General features: G+C 71.8%; 12 protein-coding genes and 1 pseudogene. 2 read left to right on the top strand and 11 right to left on the bottom strand.

From position 1 onward, the window contains the following. Positions 1-501, top strand: a complete 501-nt coding sequence (locus tag Q1V71_RS14900) for an Rv3235 family protein (RefSeq protein ID WP_300644749.1) — start codon at positions 1-3, stop codon at positions 499-501. A 19-nt stretch (positions 502-520) separates the two neighbouring features. On the opposite strand, the gene secA is transcribed toward Q1V71_RS14900, so the two are convergent. The 11 genes from secA to Q1V71_RS14845 all read right to left on the bottom strand — a co-directional run bounded on the left by secA (position 521) and on the right by Q1V71_RS14845 (position 15,404). Further along, positions 521-3,328, bottom strand: a complete 2,808-nt coding sequence (secA, locus tag Q1V71_RS14895; RefSeq protein ID WP_300644748.1) for a preprotein translocase subunit SecA — start codon at positions 3,326-3,328, stop codon at positions 521-523. Positions 3,329-3,411: 83 nt separating this feature from the next. After that, positions 3,412-4,668: a crosslink repair DNA glycosylase YcaQ family protein gene (locus Q1V71_RS14890; protein WP_300644747.1), complete on the bottom strand. Its 1,257-nt coding sequence runs from the start codon at positions 4,666-4,668 to the stop codon at positions 3,412-3,414. A 9-nt stretch (positions 4,669-4,677) separates the two neighbouring features. Next, on the bottom strand, positions 4,678-5,352 hold the full coding sequence (locus Q1V71_RS14885; RefSeq protein ID WP_300644746.1) for a response regulator transcription factor: 675 nt from the start codon (positions 5,350-5,352) through the stop codon (positions 4,678-4,680). A 90-nt stretch (positions 5,353-5,442) separates the two neighbouring features. Continuing rightward, positions 5,443-6,102 carry a ribosome-associated translation inhibitor RaiA gene (gene raiA / locus Q1V71_RS14880; RefSeq protein WP_300644745.1) on the bottom strand — a complete coding sequence of 220 codons (660 nt, stop codon included), beginning with the start codon at positions 6,100-6,102 and terminating at the stop codon, positions 5,443-5,445. Between the two features lie 383 nt (positions 6,103-6,485). Next, positions 6,486-7,247 carry a ComF family protein gene (locus Q1V71_RS14875; protein ID WP_300644743.1) on the bottom strand — a complete coding sequence of 254 codons (762 nt, stop codon included), beginning with the start codon at positions 7,245-7,247 and terminating at the stop codon, positions 6,486-6,488. A gap of 190 nt (positions 7,248-7,437) precedes the next feature. Next, positions 7,438-9,240, bottom strand: a complete 1,803-nt coding sequence (locus tag Q1V71_RS14870; protein WP_300644742.1) for an LpqB family beta-propeller domain-containing protein — start codon at positions 9,238-9,240, stop codon at positions 7,438-7,440. Then, the gene (gene mtrB / locus Q1V71_RS14865; protein WP_300644740.1) at positions 9,237-10,838 is read right to left on the bottom strand and encodes an MtrAB system histidine kinase MtrB; all 1,602 of its coding nucleotides are present in this window, start codon (positions 10,836-10,838) and stop codon (positions 9,237-9,239) included. Before mtrB ends, Q1V71_RS14870 begins: the two co-directional genes overlap by 4 nt. An 8-nt stretch (positions 10,839-10,846) precedes the next feature. After that, the gene (gene mtrA / locus Q1V71_RS14860) at positions 10,847-11,560 is read right to left on the bottom strand and encodes an MtrAB system response regulator MtrA (protein WP_300644739.1); all 714 of its coding nucleotides are present in this window, start codon (positions 11,558-11,560) and stop codon (positions 10,847-10,849) included. 85 nt (positions 11,561-11,645) lie between these two features. Further along, positions 11,646-13,097 (bottom strand): adenosylhomocysteinase, encoded by a 1,452-nt coding sequence (ahcY, locus tag Q1V71_RS14855; protein ID WP_300644737.1) that lies wholly within the window; start codon positions 13,095-13,097, stop codon positions 11,646-11,648. Positions 13,098-13,278: 181 nt separating this feature from the next. Further along, positions 13,279-14,226: a DUF808 domain-containing protein gene (locus Q1V71_RS14850; RefSeq protein ID WP_300644735.1), complete on the bottom strand. Its 948-nt coding sequence runs from the start codon at positions 14,224-14,226 to the stop codon at positions 13,279-13,281. Positions 14,227-14,243: 17 nt separating this feature from the next. Then, positions 14,244-15,404, bottom strand: coding sequence for an acyltransferase family protein (locus Q1V71_RS14845; protein ID WP_300644733.1), 1,161 nt, complete (start codon positions 15,402-15,404; stop codon positions 14,244-14,246). A gap of 432 nt (positions 15,405-15,836) precedes the next feature. Here Q1V71_RS14845 and Q1V71_RS14840 point away from each other — a divergent pair. After that, positions 15,837-16,461: pseudogene (locus tag Q1V71_RS14840) on the top strand (hypothetical protein); the annotation flags it as partial.

Raw genomic sequence — 16,461 nt, 5'->3', positions numbered from 1 at the left:
ATGTCCGTGCTGTCCGCCGTGCCCTTCGCGGAGGTCCAGGGCTCGTTGGCCCTCGACCTCGCCCCGTACCTCGAGGCCGAGCCGGTCGCCCCGACCGGCACCGCCGCCCGCCACGAGGTCGGTCCCGACGCCGACGTCGTGCCGATCGACCGCCGCGAGCGCGCCGAGACCGAGCGCTGGGCGCGCCACATCGTCCAGGCCGCCCTCGAGGTCGTCGGGGGCGTGCGGCCCTCCAGCCAGCTCGTGCGCTGGCTCTCCCCCACCGTGTACGCCGACCTCCGCCGTCGCACGCACCTGCTGGCCCTGGCCTCGATGCGCGAGCCCGAGCGGGCGCACCCGGTGCGGGCCCGCCTGCAGACCCTGCACGCGAGCTACCCGACCCCCGGGGTGCTGGAGGCCGCGGCGCGGGTGCGCCACGGGCAGCGCTCGCGTGCGGTCGCGGCACGCTTCGAGCGCCGTGCGGACCGCGGATGGGTCTGCACGGCGCTCGACTTCGCGTGAGGTCGGCTGCCCCCGGGGCTCAGCCGCCGGCGCGCGTGGTCATGCCCGTGGGGCCGCCCGACGCACCGTGGCAGTGCTTGTACTTCTTGCCCGAGCCACAGGGGCACTTGGCGTTGCGGGTCGCGTTGGCGTACGGGTCGTCCGCGGCCGGGGCCGCGGCCCGCACCTCGGCGTCACCGGTCTCGCTCGGCGCGGTGTAGGTGAGGTTGGCGGGAGCGGCCGGGGCGTCGAGGCCCTTGGCCTTGATCTGCGGGGCAGCACCGCCGGCGACCGGGGAGCGCAGACCGGGGGCGACGGTGAGCACCTCGTCCTCCTCGCCCTCGTCCTCCTCCTCCACGGTGACCTGGAGGTTGAAGAGGAACCCGACGGTCTCCTCCTTGATGCCGTCCATGACCGCGGCGAACATGTCGAAGCCCTCGCGCTGGTACTCCACGAGCGGGTCGCGCTGGGAGTAGGCGCGCAGGTAGATGCCCTCGCGCAGGTAGTCCATCTCGTAGAGGTGCTCGCGCCACTTGCGGTCGAGCACCGAGAGGATGACGCGGCGCTCGAGCTCGCGCATGACCTCCGAGCCGACCTCCGCCTCGCGGGCCTCGTAGGCGGCGTGCGCGTCGGCTTGGAGCAGGCCGATCAGCTCGTCGCGGTCCGCGGCGTTGCCGCCGCCGCTCTCCTCGTACCACGCGTGCAGGTCGACGCTGAGCGGGTAGAGCTGGGACAGCGCGGTGGTGAGGGCGTCGAGGTCCCACTCCTCCGCGACGTCCTGGGTGGCCCCGGTGACGTAGCCGGCGACGACGTCGTCGACGAAGCCGCGGATCTGCTCGGTGAGGTCCTTGCCCTCGAGGACCTCGCGTCGCTCGGCGTAGATCACCTTGCGCTGGCGGTCCATGACGTCGTCGTACTTCAGGACGTTCTTGCGGGACTCGAAGTTCTGCGACTCCACCTGGCCCTGCGCGTTGGCGATGGCGTTGGTGACCCGCTTGTTCTCGATCGGGACGTCGTCGGGGATCCGCAGCACCTGCAGCACCCGGTCGACCCAGTCGGACTTGAACAGCCGCATGAGCTCGTCCTGCAGCGAGAGGTAGAACCGCGACTCGCCCGGGTCGCCCTGACGGCCGGACCGACCGCGCAGCTGGTTGTCGATGCGGCGCGACTCGTGGCGCTCGGTGCCCAGCACGTAGAGGCCGCCGAGCTCGCGGACCTCCTCGGCCTCGGCGGAGACCTGGGCCTTGATCCGCTCGAGGGTCGCGGGCCAGGCGGCGTCGTAGGCCTCGGCGGTCTCGCCGGTGGGCTCGAGTCCCTGCTTGCGCAGCTCGGCGTCGGCAAGGAACTCCACGTTGCCGCCGAGCATGATGTCGGTGCCTCGACCGGCCATGTTGGTGGCGACGGTGACCGCGCCCTTGTGGCCGGCCATCGCGACGATCTTGGCCTCGTCGGCGTGCATCTTGGCGTTCAGCACGCTGTGCGGGACGCCCTTCTTCTTCAGCAGCGCCGAGAGGTAGTCGGACTTCTCGACCGAGACCGTGCCGACCAGGATCGGCTGCCCGGTCTTGTGCTTCTCGGCGATGTCCTCGGCGACGGCGTCGTACTTCGCCTCCTCGGTGCGGTAGACCAGGTCGGGCTGGTCGACACGGACCATCGGCCGGTTGGTCGGGATCGGGACCACGCCGAGGCTGTAGATCTTGTCGAACTCCGAGGCCTCGGTCATGGCCGTGCCGGTCATGCCGGAGAGCTTGTCGTAGAGGCGGAAGAAGTTCTGGAGGGTGACGGTCGCGAGCGTCTGGTACTCCTCGCGGACCGTGACCTTCTCCTTGGCCTCGATCGCCTGGTGCAGGCCGTCGTTGTAGCGACGACCCGACAGGATGCGGCCGGTGTGCTCGTCGACGATGAGCACCTCGCCGTTCATCACGACGTACTCCTTGTCGCGACGGAACAGCTCCTTGGCCTTGATGCCGTTGTTGAGGAAGGAGATCAGCGGGGTGTTGGCCGACTCGTAGAGGTTCTCGATGCCGAGGTGGTCCTCGACCTTGGTGATGCCGGGCTCGAGGACGGAGATCGTGCGCTTCTTCTCGTCGACCTCGTAGTCGACGTCCTTCTGGAGCTTGGCGACGATCTTGGAGAACTCCCCGTACCACTTCACCTCGTCCTGGGTGGGGCCGGAGATGATCAGCGGCGTGCGGGCCTCGTCGATGAGGATCGAGTCGACCTCGTCGACGATCGCGAAGTTGTGGCCGCGCTGCACGCACTCCTCGAGCGAGGAGGCCATGTTGTCGCGGAGGTAGTCGAAGCCGAGCTCGTTGTTGGTGGCGTAGGTGATGTCGCAGGCGTAGGCCTTGCGACGGGCGTCGGGGCGCATGTCGGGCAGGATCACGCCGACGGTCAGGCCCAGCCAGTTGTGCACACGGCCCATCTGCTCGGACTGGTAGCGCGCGAGGTAGTCGTTGACGGTGACGACGTGGACGCCCTTGCCGGCGATCGCGTTGAGGTACGCCGGGGCGACCGCGACGAGGGTCTTGCCCTCACCGGTCTTCATCTCGGCGATGTTGCCCAGGTGCAGCGCCGCGCCACCCATGATCTGGACGTCGAAGGGGCGCATGCCCAGCACCCGCTTGGCGGCCTCGCGCACGGTGGCGAACGCCTCCGGCATCAGGTCGTCGAGGGACTCGCCGTCGGCGTGCCGCTTGCGCAGCTCCTCGGTCATGCCCTGCAGTTCGGCGTCGGACATCGCGACGAAGTCGTCCTCGATGGCGTTGACGGCCTTCGCGACCCCCTCGAGCTGGCGCAGGATCTTTCCCTCGCCGATGCGGAGGATCTTGTCGAGAATCGCGGGCACGGCGTTGCTGCTCCCTCATGCTCAGGCTGACCCGCACGGCTGCGTCGGGCCGCGGTCACTCTACCCAGCCGGGTGAGCGGACCCTAAAGCGCACCGCAGGCGGCGGAGAGCTCCGGCGCCAGGTCGCCCCGCGGGGCGACCACCACCCCGGCGAGCCCCAGCCAGCCGGCGAGGCGGTGCAGCTCGACGGCCAGCTCGGCGGCGGTCGCGGCAGGCGCCCCGGGCTCGGCCCAGGCCGCGGCGACCCGCAGCAGCCCCCCGTCGGCCGCGCCCCGGTCGGCCTTGAGGTCGACCCGCGCCACCAGCTCGTCCCCGAGCAGGAACGGCAGCACGTAGTAGCCGTGGACCCGCTGGGCGGGCGGGGTGTAGATCTCGATCCGGTAGTGGAAGTCGAAGAGCGCCTCGGTGCGCGCGCGCTCCCACACGACCGGGTCGAAGGGGCTCAGCAGCGTGCGGGCCCCGACCCGACGCGGGAGCCGGGCGTCGCGGTGCAGGTAGGCCTGCCTGCGCCACCCCTCGACCGCCACGGGGAGCAGCTCGCCCTCCTCGACCAGCTGCCGGACCGCCACCGCGGTGCTGGGCAGCCCCGGACGGCGCGGGTCGGGCTGCTGGCGCAGACGGTAGTAGTCGGCCAGGCAGGCGGCACTGGCCACGCCGTGGGAGCGCGCGGCCCGGCGGACGAGCTCGGTCACGGCCTCCTGGGGGCTCGGCGTCGGCAGGACCAGGACCTGCGGGGGCAGGACCCGCTCGGGCAGGTCGTAGCGCACCTCGAACTGGGCGTTGCGACCGGCGATGGCCAGCTCGCCGCACATGTAGAGGTAGTCGAGGACCTTGCGTGCCTCCGACCAGTTCCAGCCCCAGTGGTCCTTGCGGCGCGGGCCGCCGGCACCGAGCCGCTCCTCGAGCCCACGGGCCGTGACCGGCCCGTCCGCGGCCGCGACGGCGCTCCTGACCCGGTCGACCAGGGCGTCGTCCACGTCCTTCCACCACTTCCCGCGACCTGCGCGGTAGGTCTCCATCCGGTGCTGCATGAGCGGCCACAGCTCCACGGGCATGAAGGCCTGGACGTGCGCCCAGTACTCCACGACCCGGCGCGGCCGACGCTCCGCCGCGCGGGCCAGCAACCCGGTGGCGGGGTGGGCGTCGTACGGGCCCATCCGGGAGTAGAGCGGCATGTAGTGCGCGCGCTGCAGGACGTTGACCGAGTCGACCTGGAGCAGGCCCGTGCGGGCCAGCGTGCGGTCGAAGGTGCGCAGCGTCGGCACCGCGTGCGGAGGGTCGAGGAAGCCCTGGGCCGCCAGGGCCACGCGGCGCGCCTGGGCGCGGCTCAGGGACTCCATGCGTGGGACCTACGGCAGGTCGAGGAGCTTTTCCTTGACGGCGTACATCACGGCTTCCATCCGCGAGTGCAGCTGCAGCTTCTCGAGGATGTTGCGCACGTGGTTCTTGACCGTGTTCTCGGAGATGAACAGGTCCTTGGCGATCTCGCGGTTGTTCTTGCCGGTGGCGACCAGACGCAGCACCTCGAGCTCGCGCTCGGTGAGGCGCAGGCCGGGCATGTGCTCGCGCTCGGGCTTGGACATCTGCTTGAACTCGTCGATCAGCTTGACCGCCATCGAGGGGCTGATCAGCGACTGGCCCTCGGAGACGACCCGGACGGCCTGGGCGACCTCCTCGATGGAGGAGTCCTTGAGCAGGTAGCCCGCGGCGCCACTCTTCACGGCCTCGTAGAGGTCGGCCTCCTCGTCGGAGACCGTCAGCATGATGATCTTGGCCGAGGGGACGGCCTCCTTGATGGCCTTGCACGCCTCGATGCCCGAGCGCTTGGGCATCCGCACGTCCAGCAGGACCACGTCGGGCGCGGAGCTGGCAGCCAGCTCGGTGCCCTCGACGCCGTCGCCGGCCTCACCGACGACCTCGATGCCCTCCTCGACGGAAAGCAGCATGGTGAGCCCTCGACGGAACAGCTCCTGGTCGTCGACGACGAGGACGCGGATCGACTCCTCGCTCTGGGTACCTGGCACGGCGGCATCATGGCACGTCCGGGCCCCTCGGGTGGACACCCTCGGGCTACCCGGACGTGCCGTCGATGGCTCGCTGGGACTAGGCGCGGGCTACTCCGGGGACCCCTCGCCACCGAGGTCGAGGGAGATCACTCCGTAGTCGTAGCCGCGCCGCCGGTAGACGACCGCCGGTCGCTCGCTCTCCTTGTCGACGAAGAGGTAGAAGTCGTGGCCCACCAGCTCCATCTCGTAGAGCGCCTGGTCGAGCGTCATCGGCGTGGCGGGGTGGGTCTTCTCGCGCACGACCAGGGGGCCGTCGCCGGTGACCGCGATCGGACCGACGTAGCGGTCCTCGCTGCGCTCGTTGCTCTCGGACTCCTCCTCCAGCGCCAGGCCTCCCGGGCCGTCGCCGACCGGCGGCAGGCCCGCGGTGGCCTGGCCGACCGAGATCGGCCGCTTGCCGCCGCGGTGGATGCGCTTGCGGTCGGCCGCCTTGCGCATCTGGGTGGCCATCTTGTCCAGGGCCAGGTCGAGGGCTCCCATCTTGTCGTCGGCGGCCGCCTCGGCCCGGATCACCGGGCCCTTGGAGAACGCCGTCAGCTCGACGTGCACCGCGCGGTCGTGCTGGCGCGGGTTGGGCTCGCAGTCCACCTCCACGTGCACCCGCATGATCCGGTGGTCGTGCTTCTCGAGCTTCGCGAGCTTCTCGGTGACGTGGTCCCGGAAGCCCTCCTTGATCTCGCAGTTCCGGCCGGTGACGACAACTTCCATGGGAATCCTCCTCAGAGCGCACTCACAGGTGCGCCGTTGGTGTGGCAGGAGGAGTCCGTCCGGCCGACCTGGTCTTCGTCCCCACACTCGCCTGCTGGGGCTCTCGCAGCTTCTCTGCCACTACTGACCCTCTCCCGACGTCGGCCGCATGTGGCGGCCGGGCCGAGGCAGGACTTACGACTAAGCCGCACCGTGATCCCGCCCGAGGGCGGTTACGTGGACCGTTTCGCCTGCGACTGGCATCGGCTTGCCGCGGGGGCATCCGGACTGACCGGGGCGCCCCTACGACGCAACCACGGACCCGGACGGACTCCATGACGAGACGATAGGCGCATCGAGGTGGGGGCGGAAGGGACCTAGGTCGGCTTTCAGGAACTCCTCACCTACGACCCCCCGGGCGGTCCGGTCCGGCGCCTGCCGGTGGCCCCCACCGTGGCGGCCCCGAGGACCGGCAGGCCGACCGCCCGCAGCGCCCGGGACGCCTCCGTGAGCGTGGCCCCTGTGGTCACGACGTCGTCGCAGAGCACCACGCCGGCGACCTCCGGGACCCGGCGCGAGAGTCGCCGCAGACGCTCCGGCCGCACCCACAGCGAGCCGTCGAGGTTGGCCGCCCGCTCCTCGGCCCCGAGCCCGGCCTGGTCCACCAGACCCGCGCGGGTGGTGAGCAGCGGCGCCACCATCACCGGTACGCCGCGGCGCCGGAGCGTCCGCGCCGCTGCACGCACCAGCACCAGCGCGGCGTCCCTCCCCCGTGCGCGGACCGCGGACGGCCGCGAGGGGGCGGGCACCAGGAGGACCGGCCGGCCGCGGGAGACGGGGTCGCCCACGCTCGCGAGCGCCGCCAGCACCGACTCGGCCAGCAGCGCACCCAGCGGCGCGGCGAGGGCCTGCTGCCCGTGCTCCTTGTGCGCGACGACCAGCTGCCGCAGCGCACCCTCGTAGGCGCCGCACGCCCAGGTCGGCGGCAGCCCCGGCGGGCTCGGCTCGGGGCGGGTCGCTCGCGGCGCCCCGGGCGCCTCGTGCGCGAGCCGCCCCCGGCAGCCGGGGCACAGCACGCTCCCTTGGCGTCCGCACGCCGCGCACGAGCCGCCGAGGAAAAGGTCCCGGGCGGCGCAGAGGAGGGTCGGTGGCGGCTCGGATGGCACGGGCCAAGTCCAGCGGCCGGAGGGATGCCGTGGGGCGAACAACTCCCACGGCGTGGATCACCCGGCGTCGCCGCTCCATGTGGAGACCTGGCGGGCACCTCACCGGGTCTCGACACGCGGGTCGCGGCTTCGCAGGCTCAGCCGCGCCGCTCGCTCGACCACCGACATCGGGTCCGCTTCGCGTCCCCGATCACCCCGCGTAGTCGAGGTAGCTGACGTCCTCGTCGAGGACCCGCGGAGCGCGCACGGTGGCGTTGAGGTCGGCCAGGCCGGAGTCGGTGACGGCGTACACCCGTGCGCCGGGGGCGGGCGAGCCGGCCAGCGCCGTGGCCCCCGACAAGGTGGTCGTGATGCCGTCCAGGCCGCCGGGCGAGCCGTCGACGCCGACGGTGACGACCTTCGCCGAGACGTCGGTGAGCCGGTTGAGGACGGCGAGGGTGGTGGTGGAGTTCCACGCGACGTCGCGGATCCGGCGGCTGGCGCCGTCCTCGATCGCCACGGCACGGGCCCGGGTCACCCCGGCGACCCCGCCCTCGGCGTCGGTGCGGATGCGCGCGACCCGGAGCGAGTCGCCGCGGGGTCCGCGCACGACGACGACCAGCCGGCTGCCGTCGCGGGAGACCAGCAGCTCGGTGACCTGCTGACCCGAGACGCCCGGCACCTCGACCACGCCGCTGCGCTCCTCGCCGTACCACTGCACGACCGCGCCGAGGGGGGTCCGGTCGACCAGCCAGAGCCGGTCGTGGACGTCCCAGGCGGGGGGCAGCAGGTCGGTGCCCGTGACCACGGTCGCCACGTCGGCGAGCCCGGGGTCCTCGCCACCCTCCTCGGTGGCACCGGCGCCACCGTCGCTCAGCGGGGCGAGGTAGGCGGTGGTGCCGTCCTCGGAGACGGCGGCGACCTGGTCGCTCGCGAGGTCCACCGACACCGAGCGCAGGCCGAGCGGGACCCGGCCCAGCACGCCGTCCACCGGCTCCAGCGAGCCCGGGGTGCCGGCGACCAGCAGACCGTCGCGCAGGCCGTAGAGCAGGGAGTCGGACTGGAAGCCGACCGGGTCGAGCCGGTCGCCGGCCTGGACGGAGAACCGGGTGGCGCCCTGCGCGGTGCGGACGGGCCGGCCGTCGATGTCGAGGGTGAAGGCGTCGACGTCGGGGTCCTGCCGCAGCGTCCAGGCCAGCTGGGAGACCAGGAGCTCGGTGTCGGCCGGGGTGAACGCACTCGCCTCCCCGGTCAGGGAGATCGCCGCGGTGCCGTCGGTCACGGGCACCGACAGGTCGACCCGCAGGCCCGAGGGCAGCTGGCTGGAGACCACGCCGCGCAGGCTGGGTCCGGGACCGCGCAGCAGGCCGGAGACCAGCGTCGAGGCGAAGGTGGAGTCGTCACCGACGAAGACCGGCTCGGGCACCAGCACCGTCCCGGTGGGGTCGGGGAAGTAGAGCGCGACCTGGCGGTAGCGCTGCTCGAACCAGGTCGTGGGGACCACGAGGGCGGGCGGCAGGTCGGCGATGCGGTACTCACCGTCCTCCAGCACCAGCCGGAACGCCAGGGAGTCCTCCTCGGCCGAGAGCGCCCCCAGCCAGGCCCCGCGGGCGTCGAGCCGGTCGGCGCCGCCGACGCGCAGCTCCACCCGCCCTGCGCCGCCGGCGGGCGGCAGGGCGTCCTCGTAGAGGATCGTGCCCTGGGGGTTCCAGGTGGTGCGGGCCTCGGAGGAGAGGAACTCCTTGGCGGTCGCGAGCTCGGTCGGCCAGGCCTGCATCGCGTCCAGGAAGCCCTTGACCACCTCGGGCGGGGACTGGCCGTCCTGGGGCGGGCGGGCGTCGATCGCCGCGGCGCCGCCCGTGTCGGCCTCCCCCGCCGACTGGCGCTCCACCTCGATTACCGGGCCGGAGACGGGCAGCGAGACGCACCCGGCCAGCGCGGTGGCGAGCACCCCGGCCACCGCCCCGGTGCGGAGCGTGCGGGCGACCCGGCGCGACCTGAGCCCGGACCTCACACCGGCTCCACGACGTCGTCGGGGATGAGCGAGATCGGGCTGCGGCGCAGCGGGGTGCCGTTGCGGCGCGGGAGGGTCAGCCGGAACTGCGCACCCTCGCCCGGACGCCCCCAGGCCTGCAGCCAGCCGCCGTGCAGGTGGGCGTCCTCGAGCGAGATCGACAGGCCCAGACCGGTGCCGCCCGAGGTGCGGGCGCGCGCCGGGTCGGCGCGCCAGAACCGGTTGAAGACCATGGCCGACTCCCCCGGGGCCAGTCCCACGCCGTAGTCGCGCACGGCCACGGCCGCCGCGTGCTCGTCGCCGGCCACGCTGACCACGACGGTCGGCGTCGCACCCGGCGCCCGCGGGCCGGCGTGGTCGATGGCGTTGGACACCAGGTTGCGCACGACGCGCTCGATACGGCGTACGTCGGCCTCCGCGAGGCACGGGTGGCCCGGGGAGCGCACGACCAGCGTGACCCCACGCTGGTCGGCCAGGGGACGGGTGCTGTCGACGACGCGGTGGGCGACGTCGACGAGGTTGACGTCGTCGACCTCGAGGACCGCGGCCCCGGCGTCGAAGCGGCTGATCTCCAGCAGGTCCGCGAGCAGGGTCTCGAAGCGGTCCAGCTCGATCTGCAGCAGCTCGGCCGAGCGCGCGGTGACGGGGTCGAAGGAGTCCTTGGCGTCGTGCAGGACGTCGCCGGCCATCCGGACCGTGGTGAGCGGCGTGCGCAGCTCGTGGGAGACGTCGGAGACGAAGCGCCGCTGGACCCGGCTCAGCTCCTCGAGCTGGCGGATCTGGCGCTGCAGGTTGGAGGCCATCTGGTTGAAGGAGGTGGCCAGGCGGGCGAGGTCGTCCTCCCCGGAGACCTCCAGCCGCTCGGTGAGCCGTCCCGCGGCGAGCCGCTCGGCGACCCGGCGGGCCATCCGGATCGGGGTCACCACCTGCTGGGCGACCAGCCAGGTCACCCCGGCCACCAGCAGCAGCAGGAGCACCCCGGCGGTCAGCAGCGCTCGGGTGACCAGGGCCAGGGTGTCCTCGTCCTCGGAGGTCGGGAAGAGGAGGTAGAGGGTGTAGGTGCGTCCGTCGGCCGGCAGGGTGACCTGCGAGCCGACGGCGATCCCGGGCTCCTCCACCGTCGTCTCCCCGTCGGCGTCGAGTCGGCGGATGGTGGTGTAGGTCCACGAGGGCGGGGCGACGGTCGAGAAGTGCTCCACCAGCGAGGCCGGCACCGACTCCCGGTCCAGCCCGAAGGTGTACGTCGCCCCGCCGCTGCCCGGGTCGGAGGCGACGCCCCCGCTGCTCCCGTCGGGGCCGGCCAGCACGACGGCGAAGTCGCGCGAGAGCCCGCGCTGGATGATCGGCTCGACCAGCGCCCGCTGCTGCTCGGCGGCGTCGACGTCGCTGAGCGTGGCCGACTCCAGCCGGGCCCGGGCGTCGCGGGTCTCGTTGGCAGCCTCTGCGACCACGGCCTCGATCCGGTCCTCGAGCAGCCCGTCGCGGGTCTGGCGCAGCAGGAACCAGCCGACGGCGCTGACCACGACGAAGGAGAGGACGAGCGTGCTGGCCACCACCCGCGCCTGGATGGAGCGGCGCCAGAAGGTGAGCGCGCCCACGCGGCTGCTCAGGCGGCGCCGGCCTTGTAGCCGACCCCGCGGACGGTGACCACGATCTCGGGGTTCTCCGGGTCGTGCTCGACCTTGGAGCGCAGCCGCTGCACGTGCACGTTGACCAGGCGGGTGTCGGCGGCGTGGCGGTAGCCCCAGACCTGCTCGAGCAGCACCTCGCGGCTGAAGACCTGCCAGGGCTTGCGGGCCAGGCACACCAGCAGGTCGAACTCCAGCGGGGTCAGGTTGACCGGGCGCCCGGCGCGGGTGACCTGGTGGCCGGCGACGTCGATGTGCACGTCGCCGATGGAGAGGGTCTCGGCCTGCTCGGTGGCGTCGAAGCGGCGTACGCGCGCCCGGATGCGGGCCACGAGCTCCTTGGGCTTGAACGGCTTGACGACGTAGTCGTCGGCGCCGGACTCCAGGCCCACCACCACGTCCACGGTGTCGCCCTTGGCGGTGAGCATGACGATCGGGACGCCGGACTCGGCGCGGATCTCCTTGCACACGTCGATGCCGTCGCGGCCGGGCAGCATCAGGTCGAGCAGCACCACGTCGGGCTTGTAGTCGCGGAAGGCCTCGACCGCCTGGTCGCCCCGCAGGCACATGCGGGAGTCGAAGCCCTCCTGGCGCAGCACGATGGTGAGCATCTCGGCGAGCGAGGCGTCGTCGTCGACGACCAGGACACGACCCTTGGTCGTGTACTCGTCCTGCGTCGCCGCGTCACTCATGGTCCCCATCTTGCCCCCTGCCCCTCAGCACGCGCGAACGGCGGCCCCGTCGAGCGGGGCCGCCGTGCGCGTGGTGTCGATCAGATCAGTAGCGGTACTCGTCGGACTTGTACGGCCCCTCGACCGCCACGCCCAGGTAGCCGGCCTGCTCCTCGGAGAGGGTGGTCAGCTTCACGCCGAGCGCGTCGAGGTGCAGACGGGCCACCTCCTCGTCGAGGTGCTTGGGCAGCACGTAGACGCCGACCGGGTAGTCCTGCGGCTTGGTGAACAGCTCCACCTGGGCCAGGACCTGGTTGGTGAAGGAGTTCGACATGACGAACGACGGGTGGCCGGTGGCGTTGCCGAGGTTCATCAGGCGACCCTCGGACAGCACGATGATCTGGTTGCCCTCGCCCTCGGGGAAGGCCCACACGTCGACCTGCGGCTTGACGTTCTTGCGGACGATGCCGGGGTAGGTCTCCAGGCCGGCCATGTCGATCTCGTTGTCGAAGTGGCCGATGTTGCCCAGGATGGCGTTCTGCTTCATCCGGCGCATCTGGTCGACGGTGACGACGTTCTTGTTGCCGGTCGCGGTGATGACGATGTCGGCTGTCTCGATGACGTCGTCGAGGGTGGTGACCTGGTAGCCGTCCATCGCGGCCTGCAGGGCGCAGATCGGGTCGATCTCGGTGACCACGACGCGAGCACCCTGGCCGCGCAGCGACTCGGCCGAGCCCTTGCCCACGTCGCCGTAGCCGCAGACGACCGCGATCTTGCCGCCCATGAGGACGTCGGTGGCACGGTTGATGCCGTCGATCAGCGAGTGCCGGCAGCCGTACTTGTTGTCGAACTTCGACTTGGTGACCGAGTCGTTGACGTTGATGGCCGGGAAGAGCAGCGAGCCCTCACGCATCATGTCGTAGAGGCGGAGCACACCGGTGGTGGTCTCCTCGGTGACGCCGATGATCTCGCGCGCGACGTTGGTCCAGCGCTCGTTGCTCTGGGCCAGGCTCTGCTGCAGGACCTCGAAGATGATCCGCTGCTCGGTGCTGGTGGCGGTGGCCGGGTCCGGCGCCTCGCCCTTCTTCTCGGCCTCGACGCCCAGGTGGACGAGCAGCGTGGCGTCGCCACCGTCGTCGAGGATCATGTTGGCGTAGCGCTGGTTGCCGTCGGCGTCGGTGCCCCAGTCGAGGATCTGCTGGGTGCACCACCAGTACTCCTCCAGGGTCTCGCCCTTCCAGGCGAAGACCGGGACGCCGGCAGGCGCGTCGACGCTGCCCGTCGGGCCGACCGCGACGGCGGCCGCGGCGTGGTCCTGGGTGGAGAAGATGTTGCAGGAGGCCCAGCGGACCTCGGCACCCAGGGCGGTCAGCGTCTCGATGAGCACGGCCGTCTGGATGGTCATGTGCAGCGAACCGGCGATGCGCGCGCCGGCGAGCGGCTTCTCGGCGCCGTAGCGCTCGCGCATGGCCATCAGGCCGGGCATCTCGTGCTCGGCGAGCTCGATCTCGGTGCGGCCGTAGTCGGCCAGGGACAGGTCGGCGACCTTGAAGTCCATCAGGGTGTCTCCTCGCGAGGGGTGGAGCCAGGCCTGCGCCGCGCATCTGCGCACCGTCGGGATCTCCCGCGCAGTCCGACGTCCAGCGTAGGCGGCGGCCGGGGACGACGGGGAATCCTCACGGGTAGGGCCGCAGATGTCTGGAGCAGCACCCGTCTGCCCGGGCCCCGCGCGCGAGGGGTCAGTGGGCGGCGCGGCGCCGGGGCACCAGGTGCATCACGACGACCACGACGGCACCGACGACGATGCCGAGCACGGCGGAGAAGAACGTGTTGGTCACCCAGCCGAGGACCGCACCCAGGGCACCCGTGGCGTCGTGCACGGCCTCCTCGAGGTGGTGCACGGCGTCGTACGGCGCGGTGAGGCCGAGGTCGTAGGCACCGACCAGGATGATGTGGCCGCCCACCCAGAGCATGGCCACGGTGCCGACCAGCCCGATGACCGTCAGCACCCGCGGCATCGCGCGGACCATGCCCTCGCCGAGGCGGCGGGCGGCGCGGCCGGAGCGCTGGGCCAGGGACAGCCCCACGTCGTCCATCTTCACGATCAGCGCGACCACGCCGTAGACGACGACGGTGATGAGCACGGCGACCACGACCATGATCGCGGCGCGGCTCCAGAAGCTCTCGCCGGCGACCTCGTCGAGCGCGATCACCATGATCTCCGCCGAGAGGATCAGGTCGGTGCGGATGGCGCCGCTGATGAGGTTCTTCTCCGTCTCGGCCGGGTCACCGGTGTCGACCGCGGCGTGGTCGTCGCCGTGGCCGTGGCCGCCGCCGAGCTTCTCCCACACCTTCTCGGCGCCCTCGAAGCAGAGGTAGGCGCCGCCGATCATGAGGATGATCTTGAGCAGCGTCGGCAGGAACTCGCTGAGCAGCAGCGCCACCGGCAGGATCAGCAGCAGCTTGTTGCGGATCGAGCCGGTCGCGATCTTGCGGATGATCGGCAGCTCGCGCTCGGCCGCGACGCCCTGGACGTACTGCGGGGTCACCGCGGTGTCGTCGACGACGACGCCTGCCGCCTTGGCGCTGGCGCGCCCCGCGGCCGCCCCGACGTCGTCGACGGAGGACGCCGCCAGCTTCGCGAGCGTCGCGACGTCGTCGAGCAGTGCGAAGAGTCCACCGGCCACGGAGGTGAGCCTAGGGCCTACGGGACGCTCTGCGGCACCCGGCGCACCTGCTCCTCGACGTGCTCCTCGATCCGGTCGGAGAGCCGGTCGGCCTCGACCTTCGCCGTGGCCACCTCGAGCGCGTGGTCGAGCTTCTTCTCCCCCCAGCCCAGCGGGTCGACGGCGTGCTTGAGCACGCGCGCCACCGGCGGGCTGGCCAGCAGCAGCGCCACGCCCACCGACCCCACGGTGGTCACGAGCAGGCCCAGCCACTGCTGGTCACCGAAGAGGTCGCCGTACCCGGCGTACCCCAGGCCCTTCACGACGAAGCCGTGGAAGAGGTAGACCACCAGCGTGAAGGCGCCCATGGTCGTGAACCAGCCGCGGATGCGCGGCACCAGGGCCAGGAAGGCCCAGGCGCCCAGCGTGCCCAGCACGAGCAGGCAGGCGCGCGTGAGGAACGCCTGCCCGTCGCTCACGTCCAGCTCCTCGTAGCGGGCGCGGTAGTAGAGCCACTCGGTCGCGGCCCAGTCGTCGGTGCGGCGGGTGAGCCAGAAGATGGCGGCGAAGACCCCGACCGCCAGCACCTGCACCGCGCGGCCGCGCAGCAGCTCCAAGCGCTCCGGGGTCGCCTTGAGGCCCATCACGAAGAACGGCAGCAGGCCCAGGATGCGGGCGACGTCGAGGGTGTCGCCGGCGTACAGCCCGGCCACCAGCGAGATGCCGACCGCCAGCGCCAGACCGCCCCACAGGTCTTTGAAGACCGGGGTCAGCAGGCGCCAGAAGAACAGCGCCGAGAGGTACCACATCGGCCAGTGCGGGTCGCGCCAGAGGTTCTCCAGCTCCTCACCGCCCACGTGGATGCGGAACAGCGCGATCGCGGCCTCGAACAGGACGTACGGCACGGCGACCGTGCGGACCAGCTGCCACATCCGCGTGCGGGAGTACGTCCACCGCCGCGAGAGGTAGCCGGTCACGAAGACGAACGCCGGCACGTGCCAGGCGTAGAGGAAGTCGTAGAGGTGGTCGCGCGTCACGCTCTCCGGCAGCAGCACCCACGCGTGCCCGACCACGACGAGGGTCACCAGCGCCATCTTGGCGTTGTCGAACCACGGGTCGCGAGCTGCAGGGCTGCTGGGCGTGGTCGCGGGGGCGGTGCCGGCGGGGGTGGTGTCAGCACGAGAGGTGGCGGTGGCCATGGATTCCCTTGTTCCCGGGCTCCCCTCACCCGAAACGTGACGTGGTCGGGGTGTGTCGGCCAACCGCTGGTCGAGGTGCGAGGAGCGTCAGCGACGAGACCGCGCGACGTTGGGTGGTCGAGCAGGCGAGCGCCAGCGAGCCGTCGTCGAGACCCCGTACGCCGGTCGCGCTGCTGTACCCCCTCGTTGCTCCCTGGGTCGCTGTGAACGGGTCGTGGCGCGTTCGCGCCGCAGCAGCTCCTGATTTACGGAGAAGCGTGGTCGCCCTGGGTGCCACGTCAGCTTCTTGGTTGCGGTCCGCTTCGTCGTCGCCCGCCGCTGGGGTGCTCGCTGGGACTGGGCTCCGACCAGTTGCTCTGATTGACCCAGAAAAAGTGGTTCTGACCTGGGGAAACACTGTCCCTCGAACGTGTGTTCGACTATACTTTCACCATGTCCACCGCCCCCGTGCTCGACGCGATCCGCGCCGCCAAGCAGCGCGAGGACGACGCCGCGCGGGAGCTGTTCATCGGGGTCGCCGAGTGGGCCGATGCGCACACCACCGGCGTGTTGATGCCGGACCTCTACGGCACCTACAGCCACCCTGACGAGGACGCCTACGACGCCGCGGAGTCGGCGTGGACGGCCCGGTTCGGGATGCCGGGTGCCGACACGATGCTCGAGCTGGCCGGCGCCGGTGCACCCGAGGTGTCCGACTTCGCCGTCACCGAGCTCTCGACGGCCCTGGGCCGCACCCGGGAGTCCGGCCGCCTGCTCGTCGGTGACGTGGTCGAGGCCAAGCACCGCCTCCCCCGCGTCTGGGCGCGACTCGTGGCCGGTCATGTCACCGCCTGGCGGGTCCGTCGCCTGGCCCAAGCCACCCGCAGCCTCTCCGCCGAGGCTGTCGCGTTCGTGGACGCCCAGGTCGCCCACGTGATCCACACAGTCGGCCCCGCCGTCGTCGAACGGCTCGTCCTGGAAGCCTCAGCCCGCTTCGACCCCGAATCCACCGAAGTGCAGGAATGCGACACCCGGTCGAACCTCTACTTCGACCTCGACCTCGCCACACCCGCCACCA

The sequence above is a fragment of the Nocardioides sp. genome (assembly GCF_030149505.1).
Classification (GTDB): Bacteria; Actinomycetota; Actinomycetes; order Propionibacteriales; family Nocardioidaceae; genus Nocardioides.
Note: the sequence above shows the minus strand (reverse complement) of the source record. Positions and strands in the feature narration are given on the sequence as shown.